17 protein-coding genes are annotated in these 21,468 nt (G+C 74.9%); 6 read left to right on the top strand and 11 right to left on the bottom strand.

Features of this window, described 5'->3' with window-relative positions:
• Positions 1-136: 136 nt before the first annotated feature.
• Both AB0442_RS26390 and AB0442_RS26385 read right to left on the bottom strand, forming a co-directional pair.
• A complete protein-coding gene (locus AB0442_RS26390) occupies positions 137-1,147 on the bottom strand; it encodes a CU044_5270 family protein (protein ID WP_366165829.1) in 1,011 nt (336 codons plus the stop codon).
• On the bottom strand, positions 1,144-1,761 hold the full coding sequence (locus AB0442_RS26385; protein WP_366165827.1) for an RNA polymerase sigma factor: 618 nt from the start codon (positions 1,759-1,761) through the stop codon (positions 1,144-1,146). Before AB0442_RS26385 ends, AB0442_RS26390 begins: the two co-directional genes overlap by 4 nt.
• Positions 1,762-2,189: 428 nt before the next feature.
• On the opposite strand from AB0442_RS26385, the gene AB0442_RS26380 reads away from it, so the two are divergent.
• Positions 2,190-3,113, top strand: coding sequence for a cysteine/serine endopeptidase inhibitor (locus tag AB0442_RS26380; RefSeq protein WP_366165825.1), 924 nt, complete (start codon positions 2,190-2,192; stop codon positions 3,111-3,113).
• A gap of 155 nt (positions 3,114-3,268) precedes the next feature.
• Here AB0442_RS26380 and AB0442_RS26375 read toward each other — a convergent pair whose 3' ends face one another.
• Positions 3,269-3,691, bottom strand: a complete 423-nt coding sequence (locus AB0442_RS26375) for a DUF5997 family protein (protein ID WP_366165823.1) — start codon at positions 3,689-3,691, stop codon at positions 3,269-3,271.
• 58 nt (positions 3,692-3,749) lie between these two features.
• Here AB0442_RS26375 and AB0442_RS26370 point away from each other — a divergent pair, with 58 nt between their 5' ends.
• The 3 genes from AB0442_RS26370 (at position 3,750) to AB0442_RS26360 (ending at position 9,488) form a co-directional block, all read left to right on the top strand.
• On the top strand, positions 3,750-4,565 hold the full coding sequence (locus tag AB0442_RS26370) for a LysR substrate-binding domain-containing protein (protein ID WP_366165821.1): 816 nt from the start codon (positions 3,750-3,752) through the stop codon (positions 4,563-4,565).
• Positions 4,566-5,234: 669 nt separating this feature from the next.
• Positions 5,235-8,264 (top strand): carbohydrate binding domain-containing protein, encoded by a 3,030-nt coding sequence (locus AB0442_RS26365; RefSeq protein ID WP_366165819.1) that lies wholly within the window; start codon positions 5,235-5,237, stop codon positions 8,262-8,264.
• 108 nt (positions 8,265-8,372) lie between these two features.
• The gene (locus tag AB0442_RS26360) at positions 8,373-9,488 is read left to right on the top strand and encodes a LacI family DNA-binding transcriptional regulator (RefSeq protein WP_366165817.1); all 1,116 of its coding nucleotides are present in this window, start codon (positions 8,373-8,375) and stop codon (positions 9,486-9,488) included.
• An 82-nt stretch (positions 9,489-9,570) separates the two neighbouring features.
• Here the strand turns inward: AB0442_RS26360 and AB0442_RS26355 are convergent, their stop codons facing one another.
• The 3 genes from AB0442_RS26355 to AB0442_RS26345 form a co-directional block, all read right to left on the bottom strand.
• Complete coding sequence (locus AB0442_RS26355) at positions 9,571-10,269, bottom strand: hypothetical protein (protein ID WP_366165815.1); 699 nt, start codon at positions 10,267-10,269, stop codon at positions 9,571-9,573.
• A gap of 29 nt (positions 10,270-10,298) precedes the next feature.
• Complete coding sequence (locus AB0442_RS26350) at positions 10,299-12,266, bottom strand: hypothetical protein (RefSeq protein ID WP_366165813.1); 1,968 nt, start codon at positions 12,264-12,266, stop codon at positions 10,299-10,301.
• Between the two features lie 215 nt (positions 12,267-12,481).
• Positions 12,482-12,691 (bottom strand): hypothetical protein, encoded by a 210-nt coding sequence (locus AB0442_RS26345; RefSeq protein WP_263103044.1) that lies wholly within the window; start codon positions 12,689-12,691, stop codon positions 12,482-12,484.
• 541 nt (positions 12,692-13,232) lie between these two features.
• Here AB0442_RS26345 and AB0442_RS26340 point away from each other — a divergent pair.
• Positions 13,233-16,238, top strand: coding sequence for a BTAD domain-containing putative transcriptional regulator (locus tag AB0442_RS26340; protein ID WP_366165812.1), 3,006 nt, complete (start codon positions 13,233-13,235; stop codon positions 16,236-16,238).
• Between the two features lie 79 nt (positions 16,239-16,317).
• Here the strand turns inward: AB0442_RS26340 and AB0442_RS26335 are convergent, their stop codons facing one another.
• Positions 16,318-16,578, bottom strand: a complete 261-nt coding sequence (locus tag AB0442_RS26335) for a hypothetical protein (RefSeq protein WP_366165810.1) — start codon at positions 16,576-16,578, stop codon at positions 16,318-16,320.
• Positions 16,579-16,865: 287 nt separating this feature from the next.
• Between AB0442_RS26335 and AB0442_RS26330 the strand changes: the two genes are divergently transcribed.
• Positions 16,866-17,027: a hypothetical protein gene (locus tag AB0442_RS26330; protein WP_344627602.1), complete on the top strand. Its 162-nt coding sequence runs from the start codon at positions 16,866-16,868 to the stop codon at positions 17,025-17,027.
• Here AB0442_RS26330 and AB0442_RS26325 read toward each other — a convergent pair whose 3' ends face one another.
• The 4 genes from AB0442_RS26325 to AB0442_RS26310 all read right to left on the bottom strand — a co-directional run bounded on the left by AB0442_RS26325 (position 17,028) and on the right by AB0442_RS26310 (position 21,242).
• Positions 17,028-18,368: a helix-turn-helix transcriptional regulator gene (locus AB0442_RS26325; protein WP_366165808.1), complete on the bottom strand. Its 1,341-nt coding sequence runs from the start codon at positions 18,366-18,368 to the stop codon at positions 17,028-17,030. It abuts the gene before it with no gap.
• Between the two features lie 107 nt (positions 18,369-18,475).
• Entirely contained in the window at positions 18,476-19,489 is a 1,014-nt protein-coding gene (locus AB0442_RS26320; RefSeq protein ID WP_366165806.1) for a class I SAM-dependent methyltransferase, read from the bottom strand.
• Positions 19,486-20,298 carry a phytanoyl-CoA dioxygenase family protein gene (locus AB0442_RS26315; RefSeq protein WP_366165805.1) on the bottom strand — a complete coding sequence of 271 codons (813 nt, stop codon included), beginning with the start codon at positions 20,296-20,298 and terminating at the stop codon, positions 19,486-19,488. The genes AB0442_RS26320 and AB0442_RS26315 overlap by 4 nt, the downstream gene beginning before the upstream one ends.
• An 11-nt stretch (positions 20,299-20,309) precedes the next feature.
• Entirely contained in the window at positions 20,310-21,242 is a 933-nt protein-coding gene (locus AB0442_RS26310) for a nucleoside-diphosphate kinase (RefSeq protein WP_366165803.1), read from the bottom strand.
• Between the last annotated feature and the right edge of the window lie 226 nt (positions 21,243-21,468).

Below are 21,468 nucleotides of genomic sequence, written 5' to 3'. Positions count from 1 at the left end.
GTCCCGGGGGCCCTTTACCCCCCCCCCCGCGCCCGGGGGGTCTTCCCCCCCGGGCCCCCCCCCCCCGGGGCCGGCCGGGCGGGGCCGGAGGCAGCAGCCTCCGGCCCTTCCGTCCGTCCGCGCTCGGTGTCCGGCATCAACTCCCGTTCGGGGTGAGGCCGGGAGCGTCGACGAGGCCACGGGCGACGACGGCGACCGAGGTCACCTCGTCGCCGGCCTTGCCCCAGGGGCCGTCCTTGAGCAGGACGGTGCGCTCCCCGAGTAGGCGCAGCGTCTGCTTGTCGAAGATCCATTCGGAGCGCTCGTCGTTGTGGGTGCGGGCGACGGCGATGCCGTGCCGGCCGGTGGCGTCGACGGCGTCGTCGACGGTCGTCACTCCGGGGATCTGCCCGGCGGCGCGATAGAGGGCGGCGCTGACCTCGGGCGGTGCGACCGAGCGGCGCAGCAGGTCGCCGATGGTGGTGAAGGCCTCCTGGTCGGGTCCGGTGGTGGATCCGGAGCCGGTGCCGTGGTTGAGGTCGGCGTCGGCGTAGATCTGCTTGAGCAGGGCCTCGGGGTCGGTGGGCAGGGCGGCGAGGAGCTTGTAGGTGGGCGAGTCGAGGGAGCCGCCGCCGGGGGCGGGGATCTGCTTCTCGCCGGCGGTGCCGCGCTGGAGTCCGGGCCGGGTGCCGTCGACGGCGACCCACTGCTCCAGGTTCTCGGTGGTGGTGGCGCGCTGCATTCCGCCGCCGGTGGCCTCGCTGAGCGAGGTGCTGTGGCCGACCGTCTTGACGTAGGAGTACTGGCTGTCGCGGGCCTGGGTCTGTGGCTGGGTGTAGGCGGCCTGGGCGACGCGGTCCAGGAGCTGGACGGAGGCCGCGGTGGCCGGCGGGGCCGTCTGTGTCGGCGTGCCGCCGCCCTGGGTGCTCACCACGACGGCGACGGCCGCGGCGGTGGCGATGGCGGTCACCACGAGCAGGCGCGGCCAGCGTCGTGCGGCGCGGGCGGGTACGGGGGCCCGGTGGTGCAGGTCGATCTCGTTCAACAGGAACTCCTTCAACGGCTCCGGTGCCATCTCCGGGTGCGGCGGGGGCGGCAGCAGGCGCGCCAGTTCCTGGCGCTCGCTGTGCTCGTCCCGCTCGTCGCGGTGCCCACGTGCGGTGTTCACGGCTTCCTCCCGGCGGACGGACGGCTGTCATCGAGGTGGTGTCCGCGGCCGCGCCGCGGTTCCACGGTTTTTCGATCTGGTGTCTCCTGCGCCTCGACGCTTCGGCGGAGCTTCTCCCGCGCCCGGGACAGCCGCGAGCGCACCGTGCCCACCGGCACCCCGAGCGCCTGCGCGGCCTCCGCATAGCCCAGGCCCGACCACACCACGAGCGTGAACACCTCGCGCTCGTTGCGCCGCAGTTGCCCGAGCGCCCGGAGGGCGGCGGCGGCCGTGTCGGCATCCGCGATCCTGCCGACCACCTCGTCGGCGAAGTCCGGGACCGGCTCGCGGGCCGGCATCCGGGCCATCGCCGCGCGGTGCCTGCGGGCCGCCCGGGCGGTGTTGCGCAGCACGTTGGTGGCGATCCCCAGTAACCAGGCCCGCGGGTGGAGGACCTCGCCGCGCAGCTTGTCCCGCAGCCGCCAGGCCTCCAGGAACGTCAGGGACACCACGTCGTCGGCGACATGCCGGTCACCGGTCGATCTGGCCGCGTGCGCGAACACCGTCCGGGCGTGCTCGTCGAAGAGCGCGGCGAAGGCCCGGCGATCGCCGACCGGATCCTGCTGACGGGGCAATGAAGACTCCACACTGTCCTGGTGTCCGCACCGCCGCAGCGGTTCCCCGGAATTTTCGCCGACCGCCCAGCCGTTCGCTCCGTGCCGAGCACCACAGGAGCCAGGAGGGGTGAACGGCCGTCGTCGTGCGCACGTCCCTCCCTGCGCCCGGCGGGATGTGCGCGCCGTGCCGACCTTGTGGCGAACTTAACGGGCGCATAAGGCTGTTCCGGCCGTGGGGGCGGCCGTCCGGGTGCGGTGGGCGGGCTGCGGTGGCCGTGACCTGCGGTGACGGACGGGGAACGGGTTCGGGCGGCCAACGTGGCGGCGGCGGGCGGGTGTTGACCGAGCGGGTCGGGGTTGGTTATTGATGGTGACCAGTCAGTCGGGGCTGTGTGCGGATCCGCCGGGCACGACGAGACTCCACCCCCATCCCTCCAGGAGGACGCGTGCACTCCGCTCCGAAACGGATCCGCCGGCGGTGGATCGCCGGTCTGGTCGGCGCCCTGATGCTCACGGTGTTCGGCATCGGCTCGGCGCTGGCCTCGATACCGGTCGGCGAGTCCAGGACCGGCAAGATGACCTGGTACGACGACGCCGGGTTCGGGGCCTGCGGGACGGCGATCAACGCGGCCGCCGAGGACCTGGTCGCCGTCTCCACCTCGTGGTGGACCTCGGCGAACCCGAACAACGACGACCTCTGCAAGGGCATCTCCGTGCAGGTCAGCTACCAGGGCAGGACGATCACCGTCCCGGTCAGGGACAAGTGCCCCTCCTGCAGCGCCGAGCACATCGACCTCAGCAAGACCGCCTTCCAGAAGCTCGCCGACCTGAACGTCGGCGTGGTCTCCGGGATCACCTGGAAGTTCGTCGGCTCCGGAGGCGGCACGGGCGGTACCGGCGGCACCGGTGGTACGGGCGGCGCCGGTGGGACGACCGCCCTGCCCGCCCCCACGGGGCTGCACGCCACCGCCACCACCGCGAGCAGCGTCTCGCTCGCCTGGACGGCCGTCCAGGGAGCGTCCTCGTACGCCGTCTACCGCGGCGGGACGAAGGTCGGCACGGCCTCCGGCGCCTCGTACAGCGACACCGGCCTCGGTGCCGGTACCGGCTACCGGTACACGGTCGCCGCCGTCGACTCCGCGGGGAAGGCGGGCGCCCGGTCCGCCGCCGTCACCGCGACCACCACCGCCACCGGCGGCGGGGGCGGCGGCACGGCCTGCCCGGCCGCCTGGAGCGCGGCGAGGTCGTACGTGCCCGGTGACGCCGTCGGCTACGCGGGCCACAAGTACAGCGCCGTCTACTACTCGACCGGCGCGGTGCCGAACGACCCCGGCTCCTGGGCCGTGTGGCGCGACAGCGGCACCTGCTGACGCAGTGCGTCGCCGCCGGGCCGCCGCCGCCCTCCTTCCCCTGGGCGGCGGCGGCCCCGCGGCGGGCGTGCCGGCCGCCGCCGGCATGCGCGGGGCCCGTCCGGCAGGTGCCGGACGGGCCCGTGGAATGCGGTGCGGTGCCGGGGCGTGCGGCCTCAGCGGTCCTTGCGGGCGGAGGCCTGCTGGGCCTGCTTCGCCTCCTTGGCCTGCTTCTCCTTGATCCGCACGGTCTCGCGGCGGACCTCGGCCTGGATCGTGCGCTCCTTCTGAAGCCACTCCGGGTTCTCCTCCCGGAGGGCCTCGATCTGCTCGGTGGTGAGCGCCTCGCTGACGCCGCCGCGGGCCAGGCCGGAGACGGAGACGCCGAGCCGGGCCGCGACCACCTGGCGGGGGTGCGGGCCGTTGCGGCGCAGCTCCTCCAGCCACGCGGGGGGCTCGGTCTGCAGCGCGTTCAGCTCGTCACGGGAGACCACGCCCTCCCGGAACTCGTCGGGGGTGGCCTCGAGGTAGACGCCCAGCTTCTTGGCCGCCGTGGCGGGCTTCATCGTCTGGATCGTCCGGGGCTTGCGCGATGTCATAGGGACAAGGGTAAGCGAGCGGAGGCCCGCCCCGATCACGGTGGGTAGCCTGGGCTGCGTGACTGAGATGCAGGCGACCCCCTCCTCCTTCCGGCTGGCGTACGTTCCGGGCGTGACCCCCACCAAGTGGATCCGTGTCTGGGGGGAGAGGCTGCCCGACGTTCCGCTCGCGCTGGTGGCCGTTCCCGCGGAGGGCGGCACCGAGGTGCTGGTGTCCGGCGGGGCGGACGCGGGCCTGGTGCGGCTGCCGGTGGACCGGACGGTGCTGAGCGCGATCCCGCTCTACACCGAGACCACGGTCGTGGTGATCCCCAAGGACCACTGGCTGGCCGCGGCCGAGGAGGTCGCGGTGGCGGACCTGGCCGAGGAGGTCGTGCTGCACCCGCTGGACGACACCATCGGCTGGGAGAGCCTGCCGGGCCTGCCCGCCTTCGAGCGGCCGGCGACCACCGCCGACGCGATCGAGCTGGTGGCGGCCGGCATCGGCGTGCTGGCGGTGCCGCAGTCGCTGGCGCGGCTCCACCACCGCCGTGACCTCACCTACCGGACGCTCGCGGACGTGCCGCAGTCGCAGGTGGTGCTCTCCTGGCGCGAGGACCGGACCACCGACCTGGTCGAGGAGTTCATCGGCATCGTCCGCGGGCGGACGGTGAACAGTTCGCGCGGCCGCGGGGCCCAGCCCCAGGAGAAGCCCGCCGCGCAGCAGCGGACCGACGCGAAGCAGAAGCCGGGGCAGCAGCAACGGCAGAAGCAGCAGAAGACGCAGCAGCAGAAGCCGAAGCGGCCCGCGGCGGCCGGCGGCCGGGCGCGGGGCGGCGCCGGGGCCTCCGGCGGATCGGGCGGTGCGCGGCGCGGAAAGCCCCGCGGCCGCTGACGGCACGGGCCGGCCGCCCGGCGGCGGGTGGTGGTGGGGGAGCGGGCGCCGGGCGGCCCGGCGTCGGTGTGCGGGGGAAGGGTGTCGGCTGCGGGTGGTGGGGCCCGCGGCCCGCCGGGCGTGGGGGAGACCGGCGGGCTGGCGGCCGGCAGGGGTGGTGCCGGTCGCTGAGGACAATGCCGTGGCGGCAAAGGGCGGGTCAAGGTGTTCGCCGGGGAAATCTGAAAGTTTCTGCAAGACATTTCTTCCTGAATCGGGCCAGAGGCCGTTCTGGCTCGATTCAGAAATCCGACGGCAGGTCAGAACGGTTGCGCCGTGCGTCCGGACCGCTGCGGTGAGGGTTTACAGAGGGGTTGTCGCTCGGTAATCTCCTGATGCTTCTTGCGGTGAATTGCGCAAGGAGCGGCGGCCGCGGTGGAGCGGCCGCCCACCGCGGCCTCCCACCCGGGGAGCCGGCGCATCCGCCGGCTCGGGGAGCCGCACGCAGACGCCCGGCCGCCGGCCCCCTGCCCGCGCCGCCGCACCGTCCCGCACGACCCCGCACCACCCACCCACCTGTTCCTGCCGCTCCGGCAGCCCCGTGTCTCCGTCCCCCACGCTGCTCCCGTGTCCCCGGGTGCGGTGGAGCCGGGTTCCCCCCTGCCTGCGGCACCACCCGAGGGGTTCACTGTGACATCGCGATCACGTCACCGGCGGCGGCCCACGGCCGTCGCCCTGACCGCGGCGGCCGGTCTCGCGGCCACGCTGCTGTCCACGGCGCCACTGGGCGGCGCGGCGAACGCGGCCACCACCGAGGCCACGGCCTCCAACACGGCGACCGTCTTCTACTACACCAAGACCCGCAACTGGTCGACGTACAACCTGCACTGGGCCCCGGACGGCGGCAGCTGGACGACCGTTCCGGGCGTCGCCATGGAGGCGGCCTGCACGGACTGGGTGAAGAAGACGGTCGACCTCGGCTCCGCCACCGGGCTGCAGGCCACCTTCAACAACGGCTCCGGCACCTGGGACAACAACGGTGGCCGCAACTACGCCCTGGGCACCGGCTCGATCACCGTCAAGGACGGCGTGATCGCCCACAGCGACCCGTGCGCGGGCGGCGGCACCGCCCCCTCGCCCGGTCCGACCCCCACCGGCACCACCTCGACGGTCTACTACTCCACCGCGGTGGTCGGCTGGAGCACCGTCAACCTGCACTACGCACCGGCCGGCGGCGCCTGGACGGCCGTGCCCGGCATCGGCATGGACGCCGCCTGCACCGGCTGGTTCAAGAAGACGGTCCCGCTGGGCTCCGCCGCGACGATGGCCGCGACCTTCAACAACGGCAACGGCACCTGGGACAACAACAACGGCGCCAACTACGTCGTCCCGTCCGGCACGGTGACGGTGCAGAACGGCAAGGTCACCGCGAACGCCGCCGACCCGTGCGCCGCCGTGGTGCCGGACACCACCGCGCCGACCGTGCCGGGCAACGTCGCGGCCACCGCCACCAACACCTCGATCGTCCTCACCTGGGACCCGTCCACCGACGACAAGGCGGTGACGGGCTACCAGGTCACCCGCACCGGCGGCACCCGGGGCACCGTCGTGGTGAACACCGGCTCCACGGTGTACTCGGACACCGGCCTCGACGCCACCACCGTCTACACCTACACCGTCAGGGCGCAGGACGCGGCCGGGAACCTCTCCGCGGCCTCCGCCGCGGCCGTGGCCACCACCGGGACGGCCCCGCCGCAGCCCGCCGACGGCGAGATGATCGGCACCGACCCGCGCAAGGACCCGATCTACTTCGTCCTCACCGCGCGCTTCAACGACGGCGACAGCAGCAACAACCGCGGCGGAAGCCAGGACGTGAAGTCCGGCAACGCGGCCAACAACGACCCGATGTTCCGCGGCGACTTCAAGGGCCTCGTCCAGAAGCTCGACTACGTCAAGGGCCTCGGCTTCTCGGCGATCTGGATCACCCCGGTCGTCCTCAACCGCTCCGACTACGACTACCACGGCTACCACGGCTGGGACTTCTACAAGGTCGACCCGCGGCTGGAGTCCGCCGGCGCCTCGTACCAGGACCTGATCAACGCCGCGCACGCCAAGGGCATCAAGATCTACCAGGACGTGGTCTACAACCACAGCTCCCGGTGGGGCGCCAAGGGCCTGTTCGTGCCGGCCGTGTACGGCGTCCGGGACTCCCAGTGGTCCTGGTACTACGACGAGAAGCAGACCGGCTTCGAGTACGACGGCCTGACGATCGACCCGAAGACCGGCAAGTCCTGGTACAACGGCGACCTGTGGTCGACCGAGAAGCCGGCCGGCTCCACCTGCGTCGGCTGGGGCACGCCCACCGGCAACAAGAGCGCCGAGGGCTACACCGTCTACAACTGCCAGTGGCCGTCGCCGACTTCGGGCATGTTCCCGTCGAAGTACTACCACCGGTGCTGGATCGGCAACTGGGAGGGCGAGGACTCGCGCTCCTGCTGGCTGCACGAGGACCTCGCGGACTTCAACACCGAGAGCCCCGAGGTGCAGAACTACCTGATCGGCGCCTACGACAAGTACATCGACATGGGCGTGGACGGCTTCCGGATCGACACCGCCGTGCACGTGCCGCGGGTCACCTGGAACCGCCGCTTCCTGCCCGCGATCCAGCAGCGGGTCACCCGGGACTGGGGCCCGGCGAAGGCGCAGAACTTCTTCGTCTTCGGCGAGGTCGGCGCGTTCGTCAACGACAAGTGGAACCGCGGCTCGGTGAACCACTCCGCCCAGTTCTTCACCTGGAAGGAGCGCAAGGACTACACCGCCGACGACGTGCAGGCCGCCCTCGACCAGTACACCTACGAGGAGCAGCTCGGCACCGGCAACCAGCCCACCTCCACCAACGCCTTCCTCGACGGCAACGCGTACCACACCCCGGACCACTCGCAGTTCTCCGGCATGAACGTCATCGACATGCGGATGCACATGAACTTCGGGGACGCCCACAACGCCTACTCCAACGGCAAGGACTCGGACGACAGCTACAACGACGCCACCTACAACGTGGTGTACGTGGACAGCCACGACTTCGGCCCGAACAAGTCCAGCACCCGGTACGCGGGCGGCACCGACGCCTGGGCCGAGAACATGGCCCTGATGTGGACCTTCCGCGGCATCCCGACGCTGTACTACGGCTCGGAGATCGAGTTCCAGGCCGGCAAGCAGATCGACTGCGGCCCGTCCTGCCCGCTCGCCACCACCGGCCGCGCCTACTACGGCGACAAGATCGCCGGCACGGTCACGGCGAGCGACTACTCGGTGGTCTCCGTCGCCACCGGTGCCGTCGCCACCACCCTGCAGCAGCCGCTGGTCAAGCAGCTGCAGCGGCTCAACCAGATCCGCCGGGCGGTCCCTGCCCTGCAGACGGGCCAGTACTCCACCGACGGCATCAGCGGCGGCGGCATGAACTTCAAGCGCCGCTACACCGACACCGCCACCGGCGTGGACAGCTTCGCCCTGGTCGCCGTCACCGACGGCGCCACCTACGGCGGGATCCCCAACGGCACCTACAAGGACGCCGTCACCGGTGACGTGAGGACCGTCACCAACGGCACCCTGACGGTCGCCGCGCCCGGCAAGGGCAACCTGCGGGTCTACGTGCTCGACCTCGGCGGCAAGAACGCCGCCCCGGGCAAGATCGGCACCGACGGCCCGTACCTGAAGTAGCGGTCGCCGGGTGCCGGCGGGCGGGGCTCCCCGCCCGCCGGCACCCGCAGGACCGGACCGGACGACGGGGCACGGGCGAACGCGGGGGAGAGAGGAGAGGGCACCACCATGCCCGGAGGGAGAACCGGCGGCGGACGGGGCAAACCGACCGCCGGGGACGTGGCGGCCGCGGCGGGATACTCCCGCACCGCGGTCTCCTTCGCGTTCAACAGCCCGGACCAGCTGTCCCGGGCGACCCGCGAGCGCATCCTCGCCGTCGCCGAGGAACTCGGCTACCGGCCCAGCCCGCTCGCCCGGATGCTGCGCGCCGGGCAGACCCGCGCCCTCGGCGTGCTGCTGCCGCAGGGCCTCGCGGCGATCCTGCGCAACCCCTACTACACCGAATTCCTGCGCGGCGTCGGCGAGGTGTGCGACCGCGAGGGGTACACCCTGCTGCTCACCCCGCCGCTGCGGGAATCCATGCTCGAAGCGATCCCGTACGCCGCCGTGGACGGCTTCGTGGTCTGCGGACTGGAGACCGACCGCGGCGAGGTCGCCGAACTCGCCCGCCACCGGACCCCGGTGGTGCTGGTCGACGGCGACCCGCAGTCCGAGGCACCCGGCGTGGACGTCGACGACCGGCGCGGCACCCGGGAGGCCGTCCGCCACCTGGTCGGGCTCGGCCACCGCCGGATCGCCGTGCTCTCCTTCGACCCCGGGCCGGACACCGCCGTCCGCGGCTACCGCGGCCCGCTCGCCCGCCGCCTCGCGGGCCTCGCCGACGGGCTCGCCGAGGCCGGCCGCACCATGGCGGACGTCGAGCTGGCCGAGGTGCCGATCAGCCGCGCCGACGGCGAACGCACCGTCCGGCGGTGGATGGCCGGGCCCGAGCCGCCGACCGCGATCCTGGCACTCTCCGACATCCTGGCCTTCGGCGCCCTGGAGGCGCTGCGCGACCTCGGCGTGGACGTGCCCGGCGAGGTGTCGGTGGTGGGCTTCGACGACCTCGCCGAGGCCGCCCGGACGAGGCCCGCCCTGACCACCGTCCGGCAGGACGTCGAGGCCAAGGGCCGGACGGCAGCCGGGGCGCTGCTCGCGGCGATCCGCGGCGAGCAGCAGCCGGTGCGCCGGCTGCTGCCCACCCGGCTGGTCGTCCGGGCCTCGACCGCGCCGCCCCCGCCGCCCGGACGGCGGGCCGAGGCAGCGGCGCGGAACCGGGGTGACGGCCCGTCGGGCACACCGTAGGAACCGTCTTCAAAGGGCACGGGGGTGTGCACCCCGTACGCCTTCGAGGACACGTGCCCGGGTGCGTGGGTGACGGCGGCTCCTAGTCGTTGCCCGGCCAGCCGTCGAGCATCCGGTGCACCGTCACCCCGGGCCGTTCGGCCAGGCTGCGGTTCGACGGGGCGGCCGGGGCGGCGGGCTGCGCGGCGACGGCTGCCTGCAGGATGTCGGTGATCTCGACGACCTTCGCGTCGACGGTGGCCTTCAGCTGCGCCGGGTCCTGGGTCCGTGCGGCCGAGCGCACGGCCTTCTCGACCGCCGCCAGTTCGCGCAGCGCGTCCTGGCCGAGCCGGACGGGCTGCGGGGTGTTGATGACGAACTGGTAGGCGCCGGCCACGGCCTGGCAACCGGCGCAGTGCACGGTGGTCGCCTTGCTGTTGTTGTCGGCGTCGACGTGCACGTTGCTGCCGCCGGTGGTGACGATCTGGAAGGAGAGGGCCACGGCGCGGCAGTGCTGCCCCTCGCTGCAGTACCGGGCGGTGGCGATCGCCCGGTTGTCGACGTCGACGCCGACCGTCCGGCCGAACTGGCGGATCTCGAAGGCGACGTCGGTGTCGCGGGTGTGCACCGGGCTCGCCACGCTGACGGCATTGGTCCGCTCGTAGCGGACCTGGCTGGCGTCCGCGGTGGCGGCGGCCGGTCCGACCAGCAGGACGGCGGCGGCCACCGCGGGCACGAGCGGGCCCGAGCGGAGGAGGCGGCCGAGCCGGCGGGTCGGGGTGCTGCGGTGCGATCGGTTCACGAGGTGCTCCAGGCGGTTCGAGGGGTGGCTCAGGGGGCGGGGGAGGAAGCGGGCGACGAGGCGGGCGAGGAGGCCGGGGCGGCGGCCGCCGAGGCTTCGCCGGACGCCGGTCCGCCGGCCGGGGCCGACGGGGTCGGCGAGGGGGCCGGGGACGTGCCGGCCGCAGCGGTGGCCGTGCTGCGCGGTGCGGAGGTCGGCGTGGCGGCGGGGGTGGTCCGGCCGGCCCGAGGCCGGGCGGGTGCCGGACTCGGCCGGCCGCGATTCGGGGCGGCGGCCGTGGAGCCGTCCGTCGTCGAGGAGGCGGCGGGGGACGGGCGGGCGAGTGCCGCGGAGGGGGTGACCGGGAGTTCGGTCCGGAGCGCCGGGCCGGGGGCCGGTGCCCGGGCGGGCGGTGGCCGCGGGGCGAGCGGGGCCGGTGCGGTCCGGTGCCCCCAGGCGAGGGCGAGGGCCGCGCCGGTGCAGGCGGCGGCCGTCAGCAGCAGCACCGCCCGGCCCCGCGGGGTGAAGCGGGCGCGGGCGGCGGCGCGGCCGGCCCGCCGGGCGAGCCGCACCACCAGGTAGACCAGTCCGGCGGTCGGCAGCAGCAGCATGACCAGGCCGATCACGCCGAGCGCCGCGGCCGCGGGTGCCCCTGCGGCGAACGCGTCGGCGGTGTCGGAGAGTTGGCCGGTGAAGGAGTCCACCGCCGTGCGCAGCAGCCGGGGCGCGTTCCAGAGCACGTAGGCGACCTCGGCCACCAGCAGCGGGACCATGGCGAGCACCCACGCCGTCACGATCACCCGGGACGAGCGCTTCAGCCCCGCGATCTCGGGTGGGACGGGCCGCCGGGGCAGCATGCTGCGCAGGATCGGCCGGACCTTGCCGAACAGGTCGGGGACGCCGGCCAGGTCGGCGAGGATGTAGTAGCCGTCCAGCCGCAGCACGGGCAGCAGCTGCTCGACGATCTCGAAGTGGGCCACGTACACGGCGGCCAGCAGGAAGTCCCGGCCGGTCGCGAAGTACGCGGCGAACAGCACGCCGACGAACACCGCGTTGAAGTAGACGCCGCCGAGGTCGGTGCGCAACCGGTCGGGCCGGCGCAGCCGGTACACGTCGGTGACGTCGGTGTACATCGCCGGCCACACCAGGTAGATGCCGCAGCCGATGCAGCCGGGCCGTCCGCCGCCGTAGCGGCAGCCGGAGGCGTGGCCGAACTCGTGGAAGACGGTGGACAGCACGGTCAGCGCGAGGACGGCGAGCAGCAGGGCCGGCTCCTGCACGGTGTTCAGCACGGGGGCCATCGCCCCGTGCACCGCGAACAGCCAGACGTCGGCGGCGGCGGTGAGCAGCAGGACGGTCGCCACCGCGACCGGCCGGTGCAGCCAGGACAGCGCGGCTGCCACGGTGTCGACCGACGGCGGCCGCAGCAGCACCTTGTGGGCGCGCAGCGCGAGCAGCAGGTCGGTGACCGGGACGGGTGCGGCCGCGGCGCTGCCGGCCGGCGGGGCGAGCAGGCCCAGTGGGCGGAGCTTGTGGTCGAGGAGGTGGGCGATGTGCTCGGGGCCGAGTTCCAGGCCGGAGCGGGCGCCGACCAGTTCGGCGATCTCGCGCCGGGTGCGGGTGCCGTCCAGGGCCTCGACCACCAGGTAGAGCAGCCGGCTGAGCTGGACCATCTGTCCGTCGGCCCGCCGGACGAGGTAGCGGGGGGTGGTGAAGCCGGAGTCGCGGTACTCGCCCTGCAGGGTGAGCCCGGGGGCGGGCCGCGGCACGTCCTCGGCGGTGCCGTGCGGGACGTCGCGCGGCACGCGGTGCGGGGCGTCGGCGGCGGGGTGCGGGCCGTCGGCGGTCCGCGGTGCGGGGCCGGCCTGGCCGGGGTCGGTCGGTGGGTCGGTGGGAGGCTCGGTGCCGGGCCGCGCCCAGGCGTCGGGAACGGCCGGCCGTCGGGTGTCGCCGACGGTCGCCGGGCGTTCCGCGGCCATGGGGGTCCGGCTGCCGATGCCGTGTCCGCTCTCGGTCACGTCACCTTCCGGGCTGGCAGTCGTTGGAAGTGCGGAAAGTGTTTCCGGCGGCGATTCCGGCGCCACCGGAAACACTTTCCGCATGATTTCCGTGAACGGGTCAGAAATGCCGGTCGGGGGCCCGGCAGCGAGCCGGCTGCCCTGCCGGCCGCCTTCCGTTCACAGCACCCGGGCCGTCCACGCTGGGCGGCGGGGCGTCAGCGGCGGAGCATCCGTCACTGGTGGATGGAGATGTACTGCTTCGCCTCCGAGGCCGCCAGGGAGTCCCAGGAGTGGTCGTTGTAGGAGACCGAGTTGTTCTCCGCGTAGACGACGGCGTGCTTGGTGACCGTGGTCTTGTGGAGGTTGAAGCTGAAGCGGCTCAGCGCCTCGCGCTTGGGCAGCAGCTCGGCGGTCTCGGTCTCCAGGACGGACATGTCGATCATGGGGATCCATTTCTCCGTACGGTTGCGCTCGGGGCGGCCGCGACTCGGCCGCCCCGGTCGGACGGGTGTCCGACGGAGCTGGACACTACGGGGGCTCCGCGACGCAGAGCAAGGAACCGGATACGCCCGGTGATCGATTTCGCGGGAATAGTGCCTGCATTCGTACGGCAATGCCGGGCGGTCCGGAGATCGTAAAGTCGGTCGAATTCGGCGGGGTTCCGGGATTCTTCGTATCCGAGGTTCCGGGCGGCGCGCGGGGGATGGTCGACTTCACTCGATCGGCTCAGCTCGCCGGCGTGTTCCCGGACGGGTCGTCAGGGCCGGTGCGGGGCGGGGGCGCGTCCCGGGGGTCGGCCGGGCGTCCGGCCGGCGGTGCGCCCGGCGAGGGCCGGACGAGCGGGGCGCGAACCGCGGCACCGGTTGTCCGCGTCCTGTCGACCGGGTGCCCGGGATTCCAGTCGATCGACGGGGGTGCCCGCCCGGGGCCGGGGCTAGCCTGACCCCGGGGGTGGGGCAGATCAGCGGCAAAGGGCACGAATCCATGGACGATCTCAGGCTCTCCGTCCTGGGGCCGATGCAGGTGCGGCGGGGGGCGGCGCAGCTCAGGACGGGCGGCCCGCAGCAGCAGGCGATGCTGGCGGTGCTCCTGCTGCGGCGCGGACTCGCCGTCGGTGCGGGAGAGTTGGCGGAGGCCATCTGGGGCGACGAGCCGCCCGGCACGGCCACCGGCATCATCCGGACGTACGCCTGGCGGTGGCGGCGCGTCCTGGAGGACGGCGAGCGCCCCCAGGTGCTGGCCACCGGCGGCGACGGCTACCGGCTCGACCTGCCGACCTCCGCGGTGGACGTCTTCCGCGCGGAGGAGGCGGCGGCCTGCGCCGAGCGGGCGAGCACCGACGGCGAGACCGCCCAGGCGCGCGATCTCCTCGACGCGGCACTGGCGTTCTGGCGGGGCGAACCGCTCGCCGGCATCCCCGGGCCGTTCGCCGACCGGTGGCGGCGGCTGCTCGCGGACCGCCGGCTGGCGCTGCTGGAGGAGCGGATCGCCCTGGACCTCGCGCTCGGCGGCCACCGGCGCTGCGTCCCCGAGCTGACCGAGCTCGCCGCGGCGCACCCGTTGCGCGAGCGGGTCCACCTGTTGCTGATGCGGGCGCTGGCGCAGGCCGGCCGCACCGCCGACGCGCTGGCCGCCTTCCGCACCGTACGCCGCACCCTGGTGGGCGAGTTGGGGATCGGGCCGGGTGCCGAGCTGGAGTCCGAGCACCGCCGGATCCTGGCCGGCGGGAGCGTGGCCGCCGCTCCGTCGCAGCCCGCGGTCCGGGCCCCCGCGCCGCGGGCCGCGGCAGCGCCGGTGCCGCGGCGGCCGGCCGCCGCCGTGCTGCCGGTGCCCGGCCAACTACCGCCCGACACGTCGGACTTCGTGGGACGGGAGACGCTGGTGATGGCGCTGGGCGAGGCGCTGGTCTCGCCGGTGAACGGGTCGCCCGCGATCGTGTCGGTGGCCGGTATGGGCGGGGTCGGCAAGACCACCCTGGCGCTCCACGTCGCCCACCAGGTCCGCCGGTTCTTCCCGGACGGCCAGCTCTACGCGGACCTGCGCGGGGAGGGCCCGGACGGCGGCCGTCCGGCGGCCGTGCTGGCCAACTTCCTGACGGCGCTCGGCATCGCGCCGGAGGCGGTGCCGGACGGTGCGGAGGACAGGTCCGCGCTGCTCCGCTCGCTGCTCGCGGACCGCCGGCTGCTCCTGGTGCTGGAGAACGCGGACGAGGCCGCCTCGGTGCGCCCGCTGCTGCCCGGCACCGCCGGCTCCGCCGTCCTGCTCACCAGCCGTACGGGGGCGGCGAGTTCGCTCGCCACCCTGCACACCGACCTGGAGCTGTTCACCCCGGAGGAGGCGCTCGGCCTGCTCGGCCGGGTGATCGGTCCGGAGCGGCTGGCCGCCGAGCGGCCCGCCGCGCTCGGGCTCGTCTCGGCCTGCGGTCACCTGCCGCTGGCGGTGCGGATCGTGGCGGCCCGGCTGGCGGCCCGCCCGGCGTGGACGGTCGCCAGCATGAACGACCGGCTGGCGGTGGAGGTCCGCCGGATCGACGAGCTGCGGATCGGCGACCTCGCGGTGGAGGCCGCGTTCGCCCTCGGCTACCGGCAGCTCTCGGTGGACCAGGCCCGGGCCTTCCGGCTGGTGGCCGCGGTGCCGGGGCCGGACATCGGGCTGAACGCCGCGGCGGCGGTGCTCGCGGTCGGCCGGGACGACGCCGAGGACCTGCTGGAGTCCCTGGTGGATGTCCGGATGGTGGAGTCGCTGCGGATCGGCCGCTACCGGTACCACGACCTGCTGCGCTCCTTCGCGCAGCGGACCTCGCGGCGCACCGACCCCGGCGAGGCCGCGGCCGCCCGGCAGCGGCTGCTCGGGTTCCTGACCGCGACCGGGTACGAGGCCTTCCGGCAGGGCTGCCCGGGGGACGAGATCGACCGGGTGTTCGCCCGGCCGTCGGCAGCCGGGCTGTCCTTCGCCGACCGCGTCGCGGCGCAGGCCTGGGTGTCGGCGGAGTCCGGGACGGCCGTCGCGCTGGCGCACCGGATCGGCACCGAGCCGCCGGACGGGGAGGGCGCCGACCCGGACCACCGGGAGCGGCTGAACGACGCGGTCGACCTGCTGGTCATGCTGAGCCCGTTCGAACTCGGCCCGCATCGGGGGCCGTTGACCGAGGCGGTGGACGCGCTGGCCGAGGCGGCCGTCCGGCGGGGCGACGCCCGTGCCGAGGGCCGGGCGCGCTTCCTGCGCGGCAACATCGCGCTCGACCTGCACCGGCTCTCCGAGGCGCGCCGCCAGACCCGGCTGGCCGCGGCCGCCAGCCGGGCGGCCGGCGACACCGCGATCCTGCGGCAGGTGCTCAACGACGGCGGCCTGGTCGCCCAGTACCTGGCGGACTACGAGGAGGCCGACGCGCTCTACGGCGAGGCGGTCGAGCTGGCCCGCCGGCTGGGGCACCGGGCCGGCGAGGTGGCCACCCGGGTCAACGTCGCGCTGGCCCGGGTGTACGGCGGCCGGGCCGAGGAGGGCGCGGCGGTCTGCCGCGAGGTGCTCGCGGACCTGGCGCGGGGCCTGCCCGGCGGCCCTGCGGAGGAGGGCCCCGGCCGGGCCTACGCGATGTACGTGCTGGGCCTGGCCCTGCACACGCTGGGGGACCACCCGGAGGCCGCGGAGTGGTTCGGCCGCAGCATGGCGCTGGCCTCCGGCCTCGGTCTGGAGGTGCGGGCAGCGCAGTCCCGCTACCGGCTGGCCGACAGCCTGCGGGCGGCGGGCCGGCTCCGGCAGGCGGTGGAACACGCCGAGGCCGCCCTCGCCGCCTGCGAGGACCTGGGCGCCGAACGCGACCAGGCGCACGCGCTGCTGGCGCTGGGCCGCGCGCTGGCGGAGCTCGGCGAGGAGGGCCGGGCACGGGCCTGCCTGCTGCGGGCCCGGGCGCTGTTCACCGGACTCGGCCTGCCGGTGGACGCGCACCACGCGGACCTGGTGGCCGGCCTGGTGGCGGCGCGGACGGCCTGAGGGCCCGTCGGGCGGTGTACCCGGTGCCCGGCACCCGGGTGCGCCGCCCGGCCGGAGCGGCCGGGCGGCGGGCGGTGCGTCAGGAGACGGTCGGCGGCCGGTGGTAGTCGGCCCCGGTGCTGTTCCACGAACCGATGTGGATGTCCGCGGTGTGCGGCGAGGACCCGCCGGAGGTGTCCCCGGCGGAGGCGCCGGTGTTGTTCCAGGACTCGATCGGGATGTCCGCGGAGGCGGCGCCCGCGGGGGAGGTGCCCGCGGTGCCGAGCAGCAGCACGGCCGCCGCCGCGCCGGTGAGCAGCGCCCGCCGCAGGACCCGCCGCATTTCCGTCGCCTTCTTCATCTCCGGTCCGCCTTTCTGTCGGCCCCCGGTCGGACGCGCGTCGCACCGGGGTCGGAATTCCGGTGGCGCACACGCGGGACGGGCGGCGTTTATCGGGTTGTACATCGGTTGTAGATGTGCTCGGGATAGCGTTCCTGTGTGCCGTCGACCACGGCACGGAAGACCGCCGGAGAGCATTCCGGCGGGTGCTTTCCGGAGCCGTCCGGGGGATTCCCGGCAGGCTCCGACCGGGGTGTCCGGCGTACCGGCCGGGCCCCCGTCCCGCACTCGGTTACTCAGGAGTTGTCATGCGTCGAATCCCGGTTGGAACGGCCTGTGCCGGCCTCGTCCTCGCCCTGCTGGCCGTCCTCGGGTGGGCCGCGTCGCCGGTCGCCGGCGGTGCGGTCACCGCGGACGGCGCGGTGGTGTCGACCGACGCGACGACCGGGGACTTCCCGGCCTGCTGCTGATCAGCGGCGGCGGGCCGGACCGGGGCGGTGGGGCAGCAGGCTGCCCCGCCGCCCCAGGCAGCGCATGCCCTGCTGGTAGGCGTGCACGGCCCGTTCGCTCTCGCCGGCCCTGTCGAGGATCTCGGCGAGCTCGGCCCAGGCGAAGGCGGCCTGCCGGTCCGCGCCGGACGCCTCCAGCATCAGCGCGCCCCGCTCGCAGGACTCGCGGGCGCCGGCCTCGTCGCCCTGCTCCTGGAGTGCCGCGGCGAGGACGAGCAGCGTCCGGGCGGTCTCCAGGCGGTGGCCGGGGCCGAGCAGTTCCAGGGCTCTGCGGGCGTGCTCGGCCGCGGCCGCCGGGTCGGCGGCGAGCAGTTCGGCGCGGGCCATCGCGGTCTCGCAGTACGCCAGGTCGATGCTGCTGCCCTCGCGGACGAGGGTGTCGGCGCTGCGGCGCAGCAGGTCCCTGGCCGCCTCGACGTCGGGTTCGTCGCGCTGCAGCAGCACGGTGGCGTAGGCGTTGCGGAGGCGGGCGACGGCCCGCTCGTTCTCGCCCTCCGCGTAGATCGCCAGCGCCCGCTGCACCAGCACCAGGGCGTTCTCCGAGTCGCCGCTGCGGTGGGCCGCCAGGCTGGCGTTCCAGTAGACGGCGCCGAGCGCCTTCGGGTCCTCCACCTGCCGGGCCTGTTCCAGGCCGAGCGAGGCGAGGTAGGAGGCGCGGTGCAGGTCGCCGCGTTCGGAGTGCAGCCCGACCAGGGTGGACAGCAGTTCCATGCCGGTGACGGTGGGCAGCAGGCCGAGCCGCTGCACCTCGGCGAGGGTGGTCTCGGCGAGGTCGACGGCGTGCGCGAGGTCGCCGAGCTCGCGGTAGCAGCGGCAGAGCGCGACCACCACGGTGAGCCGGCCGGCGCCCTGCCGGGCGGGCCGGCCGCCGGCGTGCAGCCGTTCGTAGCGCACCACGGCCTCCTCCAGCCGCCCGCACAGCTCCAGCGCCTGGGCGGTGCCGAGTTCGGCCTGGGCGGCGATGTCGTCCTGGCCGGCGTCCGAGGCCTCGGCGGAGACCTTCTCGTAGGCGCGCAGCGCGCCCTCGCTGTCGCCGTTGCGCAGCATGATCTCCGCGTAGCGGAGCTCGACCTCGATGTCCTCGGTGCGGGCGCGCGGCATCAGCCCGAGCAGCGCCTTCGGGTCGCAGCCGAGCCGCTCGGCGAGCTGCTCGACCACGCGGGTGGTCGGCACCCGCTTGCCCGCCTCCAGCAGGGAGACGTAGCTGGGCGACAGGTCGTCCCCGGCCAGGTCGGCCTGGGAGAGTTTCGCGGCCCGCCGGAGCTGCCGGATCCGGTTGCCGAGCTCTTGGTTGTCCGCCACGGCGCACCCCTTCTTGACTCGATCGCGAGACTATCAGTCGCGGAGCGCTGTCAAGGAGTGTTCCGATCATTCCGGCCGTCCGGGGCGGGCCGTGGGGTGTCACCGGCTCAGCCCTCCCGGCGGGCGTGCAGCCGCAGGTAGACGCAGCGCCCGGAACGGTACAGGCCCGCCGAGTCGCGGCCGACCCGGTCGGCGAAGAAGCGGGCGTAGGCGGCACGGGGTCCCTCGTCCAGGGTGCCGAGCAGCCGGGCGGCCTCCGCGGGCAGGCGGTCCAGCGAGCGGAGCACCCCGGCGGTGATGTCCTCCACCGCCTCGACGCGCAGCCCGGCCGCGGCGGCGGCGCGGGCCGGGCCGTGCGCGTCCGCGGCCGGCCACTCGTCGGCGAGCAGCAGGTGCCCGCCGGGCCGGAGCACCCGGGCGGCCTCGGCGAGGAAGCGTCCGGCGTCGGGGAAGCAGTGCACGGACTCCACCGAGACCACGGCGTCGAAGGAGGCGTCGGGGTGGGGCAGCCGGTCGGCCTCGCCGTACCGGAAGTCGAGTCCGGGGGCGGTGTGGTCGCGCCGGCAGAGCGCCACGTTCCGGGGCGAGGCGTCGAGGCCGGTGACGGTGCGGGGGAGGCGGGTGCGGGCGAGCCGGGCGGTGCCGCCGCCGCGGCCGCAGCCGACGTCCAGCACCGCCGCGCCCTCCAGCGGGGCGGGCGCGGCGGTGAGGTCGTACAGCGCGCCGCCGTGCCGCCCGGTGCCGGGAAGCTCCGGGTCGGCGCACGGGTCCGGCCCGTCGGGGCCGGCGGTGCAGTGGCCCATGTTGAGGAAGGTGAACCACGGGTCGGGGTGCAGCAGCGCGATGAGGTCGTACTTCGCGCGGTACAGCGCCCCGGCGCCGCCCGGCTCCCCGAGGGCGGCGGCCAGGGCCCGGGCGGCGTCCCGGCAGTCCCGCGGTGCGGGCGCCGGGCGGTCGGGGAGGCGGGCGGCGAGGTGGTCGGCGACCCGCCGCCAGCGGTCGGGGCCGGCGGCGGGCAGCCAGGTGAGCCCGTCCAGCAGGTGCAGCGCCTGCTCGGGGTCGAGCGGGGCGAGCAGGGCCGGGTCGAGCGGCTCGGGCGGGTGCGCGGCGGGTGCGCTCACCGCGGCGGCTCCGCGAGCCGGTTGAGGCCGGCCCGGTCCTGGCCGCTGACGAGGGTGCAGGCGTGGCCGGGGAAGTGCGGGCGGACCTTGACCGCGGGCACGGTCATCCGGACGGCCAGGGCGAGCCGTTCGGTGCCCGAGGTGTTGACGCCGGAGGCGTGCAGCGCCCGGTCGGTGAAGACGGCGCACTGGCCGGGCCGCAGCGGCAGGGAGACGGCGCGGCTCTCGTCCACGTGCTCCGGCGGGACGAGCAGGGTGGCCCGGCGGCCGGGGCCGGACGGCCGGGCGGGCAGCACGGCCCGGGTGCCGGGGACGAAGCGCAGGCAGCCGCTGTCCTCGGTGACGTCGCTGACGGCGATCCAGAAGGTGAAGTGCAGCGGCGGCTCCAGCCCGTACTCCTCGCCGGGGGCGTAGACGCCGCCCCAGTCCTGGTGCCACTGGAACTCGGGGCCGCCGGAGGCCTTGGCGATGAAGGTCGACCGCCACACCAGCAGGTCCTCGCCGTACAGCGCGCGGGCGGCGGCCAGCAGGGCGGGGTGGGTGATCAGGCGGTGCACGGCCGGGGAGTCGAGGTGACGGCTCTCCATGTACGGCACCGGGCTCTCGCCTCCGCTGCGGCCGGCCACCAGGCCGGCGAGCCGTCCCTCGACCTGCTCGGCGGCGGGGGCGGGCGCGCGGCCGGGGGTGTCGAGCACGGCGGCGAGTTCGGGGCGCAGCGCCTCCATCTCCGCCACGGACATCAGGGTGAGCGGGCCGAGGAAGCCCTGTTCGCGGTAGCTGTCGCGCTGCTGCTGGGTGAGGTCGGACACGGGGTCGGCTCCTAGGTCGTCGGTGCGGGTGCGGGTGCGGGTGCGGGTGCGGGTGCGGCGGCGGTGCGGGGCGGTGCGGCCGCGGGCGGCGGGTAGTGCCGTGAGGTGCCGAGGACGAGGTGCTCCCACGGGTCCAGTGCGACGCCGAGCGCGGTGAGGGCGGCGGTCTCCACCGCGGGGACGGGCCGCTCGGGGGTGCTGCCCGGCGGGGGCGGCGCGAGGAGGCCGTCGATGCCGTGGCCGGGCGGCAGCAGCCCGGCGAGCAGGGTGCCGCCGCCGGGGCCGGCGAGTCCGGCCCCGCCGTGGCGGTCGCACCACCGGTCGGCGTGCTCGCGCAGCCGGGGTGGCAGTCCGGGCCGGACGGCGGTCAGCACCCGGGCGCGCACGCCGCCGAGCACCTCGTCGTGGCCGCGCTCCTCGCGGGGGCGGCCACGCTCGGCGGCGCGGACGGCGGCGTCCAGGGCCGCCGGGCCGGTCTCGGGGAGCCCGGGGCCGGCCTCCAGGAAGAGCGCGGCCTCGCGGGCGGTGTCCTCGGCGTCGTCCGAGGAGTGGACGATGTTGAGCACGGTGTTGATCGAACCCAGGTCCTTGCGGATGGAGCCGGGCGCCGACCAGGCGGGGTCGCCGCGGCCCTTGAGCTCGGCGAGCCGCCGGTGGACGCCGTCGGCCGGGCGGCCGGGGCCCTCCTGGACGGCGAGGGCGAGCAGCGGGCCGAGGTCGAAGAGCTCCTCGACCGTGCGGCGCAGCCCCGGGTCGCGGGCGACCGGTTCGTTGCGCCGGTGGAACGGGTCGAGCCCCGGGGGCGCGGCGGGCCAGAGCCGGTGGCCGGCGACGGTGAACCCCGCCGCCCGCACCCGGGCCACGACCTGCCCGGCCAGGTGCCGGCGCACGGCGTCGGGCGTGATGACCAGGAGTGCGGTGCGCCGGTAGTCGAATTCGGCCAAGGCCGGCCGTCCTTCCGTGTCGGACCGCGGTCGGGCCGCGGGCCTGGAACTGTTCCGTCTGTGCTGTCGCGCATTTATGACACCGCTGGTCATCTCATCTGTCAAATACCATCGACGGGGCGCTGTCATGAATGTGACTGACTACTTGACTGAACTGTCACAAACCTGCGAGTGTGCTCGGCGTACAGGGGGAGCACCGTGCCGCGGGCCGTGCACGGACTTCCCG

Source organism: Kitasatospora sp. NPDC085895, assembly GCF_040702125.1.
Classification (GTDB): Bacteria; Actinomycetota; Actinomycetes; order Streptomycetales; family Streptomycetaceae; genus Kitasatospora; species Kitasatospora arboriphila.
This window is presented reverse-complemented; position numbering and strand designations above follow the sequence as displayed.

Excerpts from the sequence above, each read along its gene's own strand:
- AB0442_RS26375 (WP_366165823.1), bottom strand. The coding sequence starts at position 3,691 with ATGACATCGCGCAAGCCCCGGACGATCCAGACGATGAAGCCCGCCACG.
- AB0442_RS26360 (WP_366165817.1), top strand. The coding sequence starts at position 8,373 with ATGCCCGGAGGGAGAACCGGCGGCGGACGGGGCAAACCGACCGCCGGG.
- AB0442_RS26345 (WP_263103044.1), bottom strand. The coding sequence starts at position 12,691 with ATGATCGACATGTCCGTCCTGGAGACCGAGACCGCCGAGCTGCTGCCC.
- AB0442_RS26340 (WP_366165812.1), top strand. The coding sequence starts at position 13,233 with ATGGACGATCTCAGGCTCTCCGTCCTGGGGCCGATGCAGGTGCGGCGG.
- AB0442_RS26335 (WP_366165810.1), bottom strand. The coding sequence starts at position 16,578 with ATGAAGAAGGCGACGGAAATGCGGCGGGTCCTGCGGCGGGCGCTGCTC.
- AB0442_RS26330 (WP_344627602.1), top strand. The coding sequence starts at position 16,866 with ATGCGTCGAATCCCGGTTGGAACGGCCTGTGCCGGCCTCGTCCTCGCC.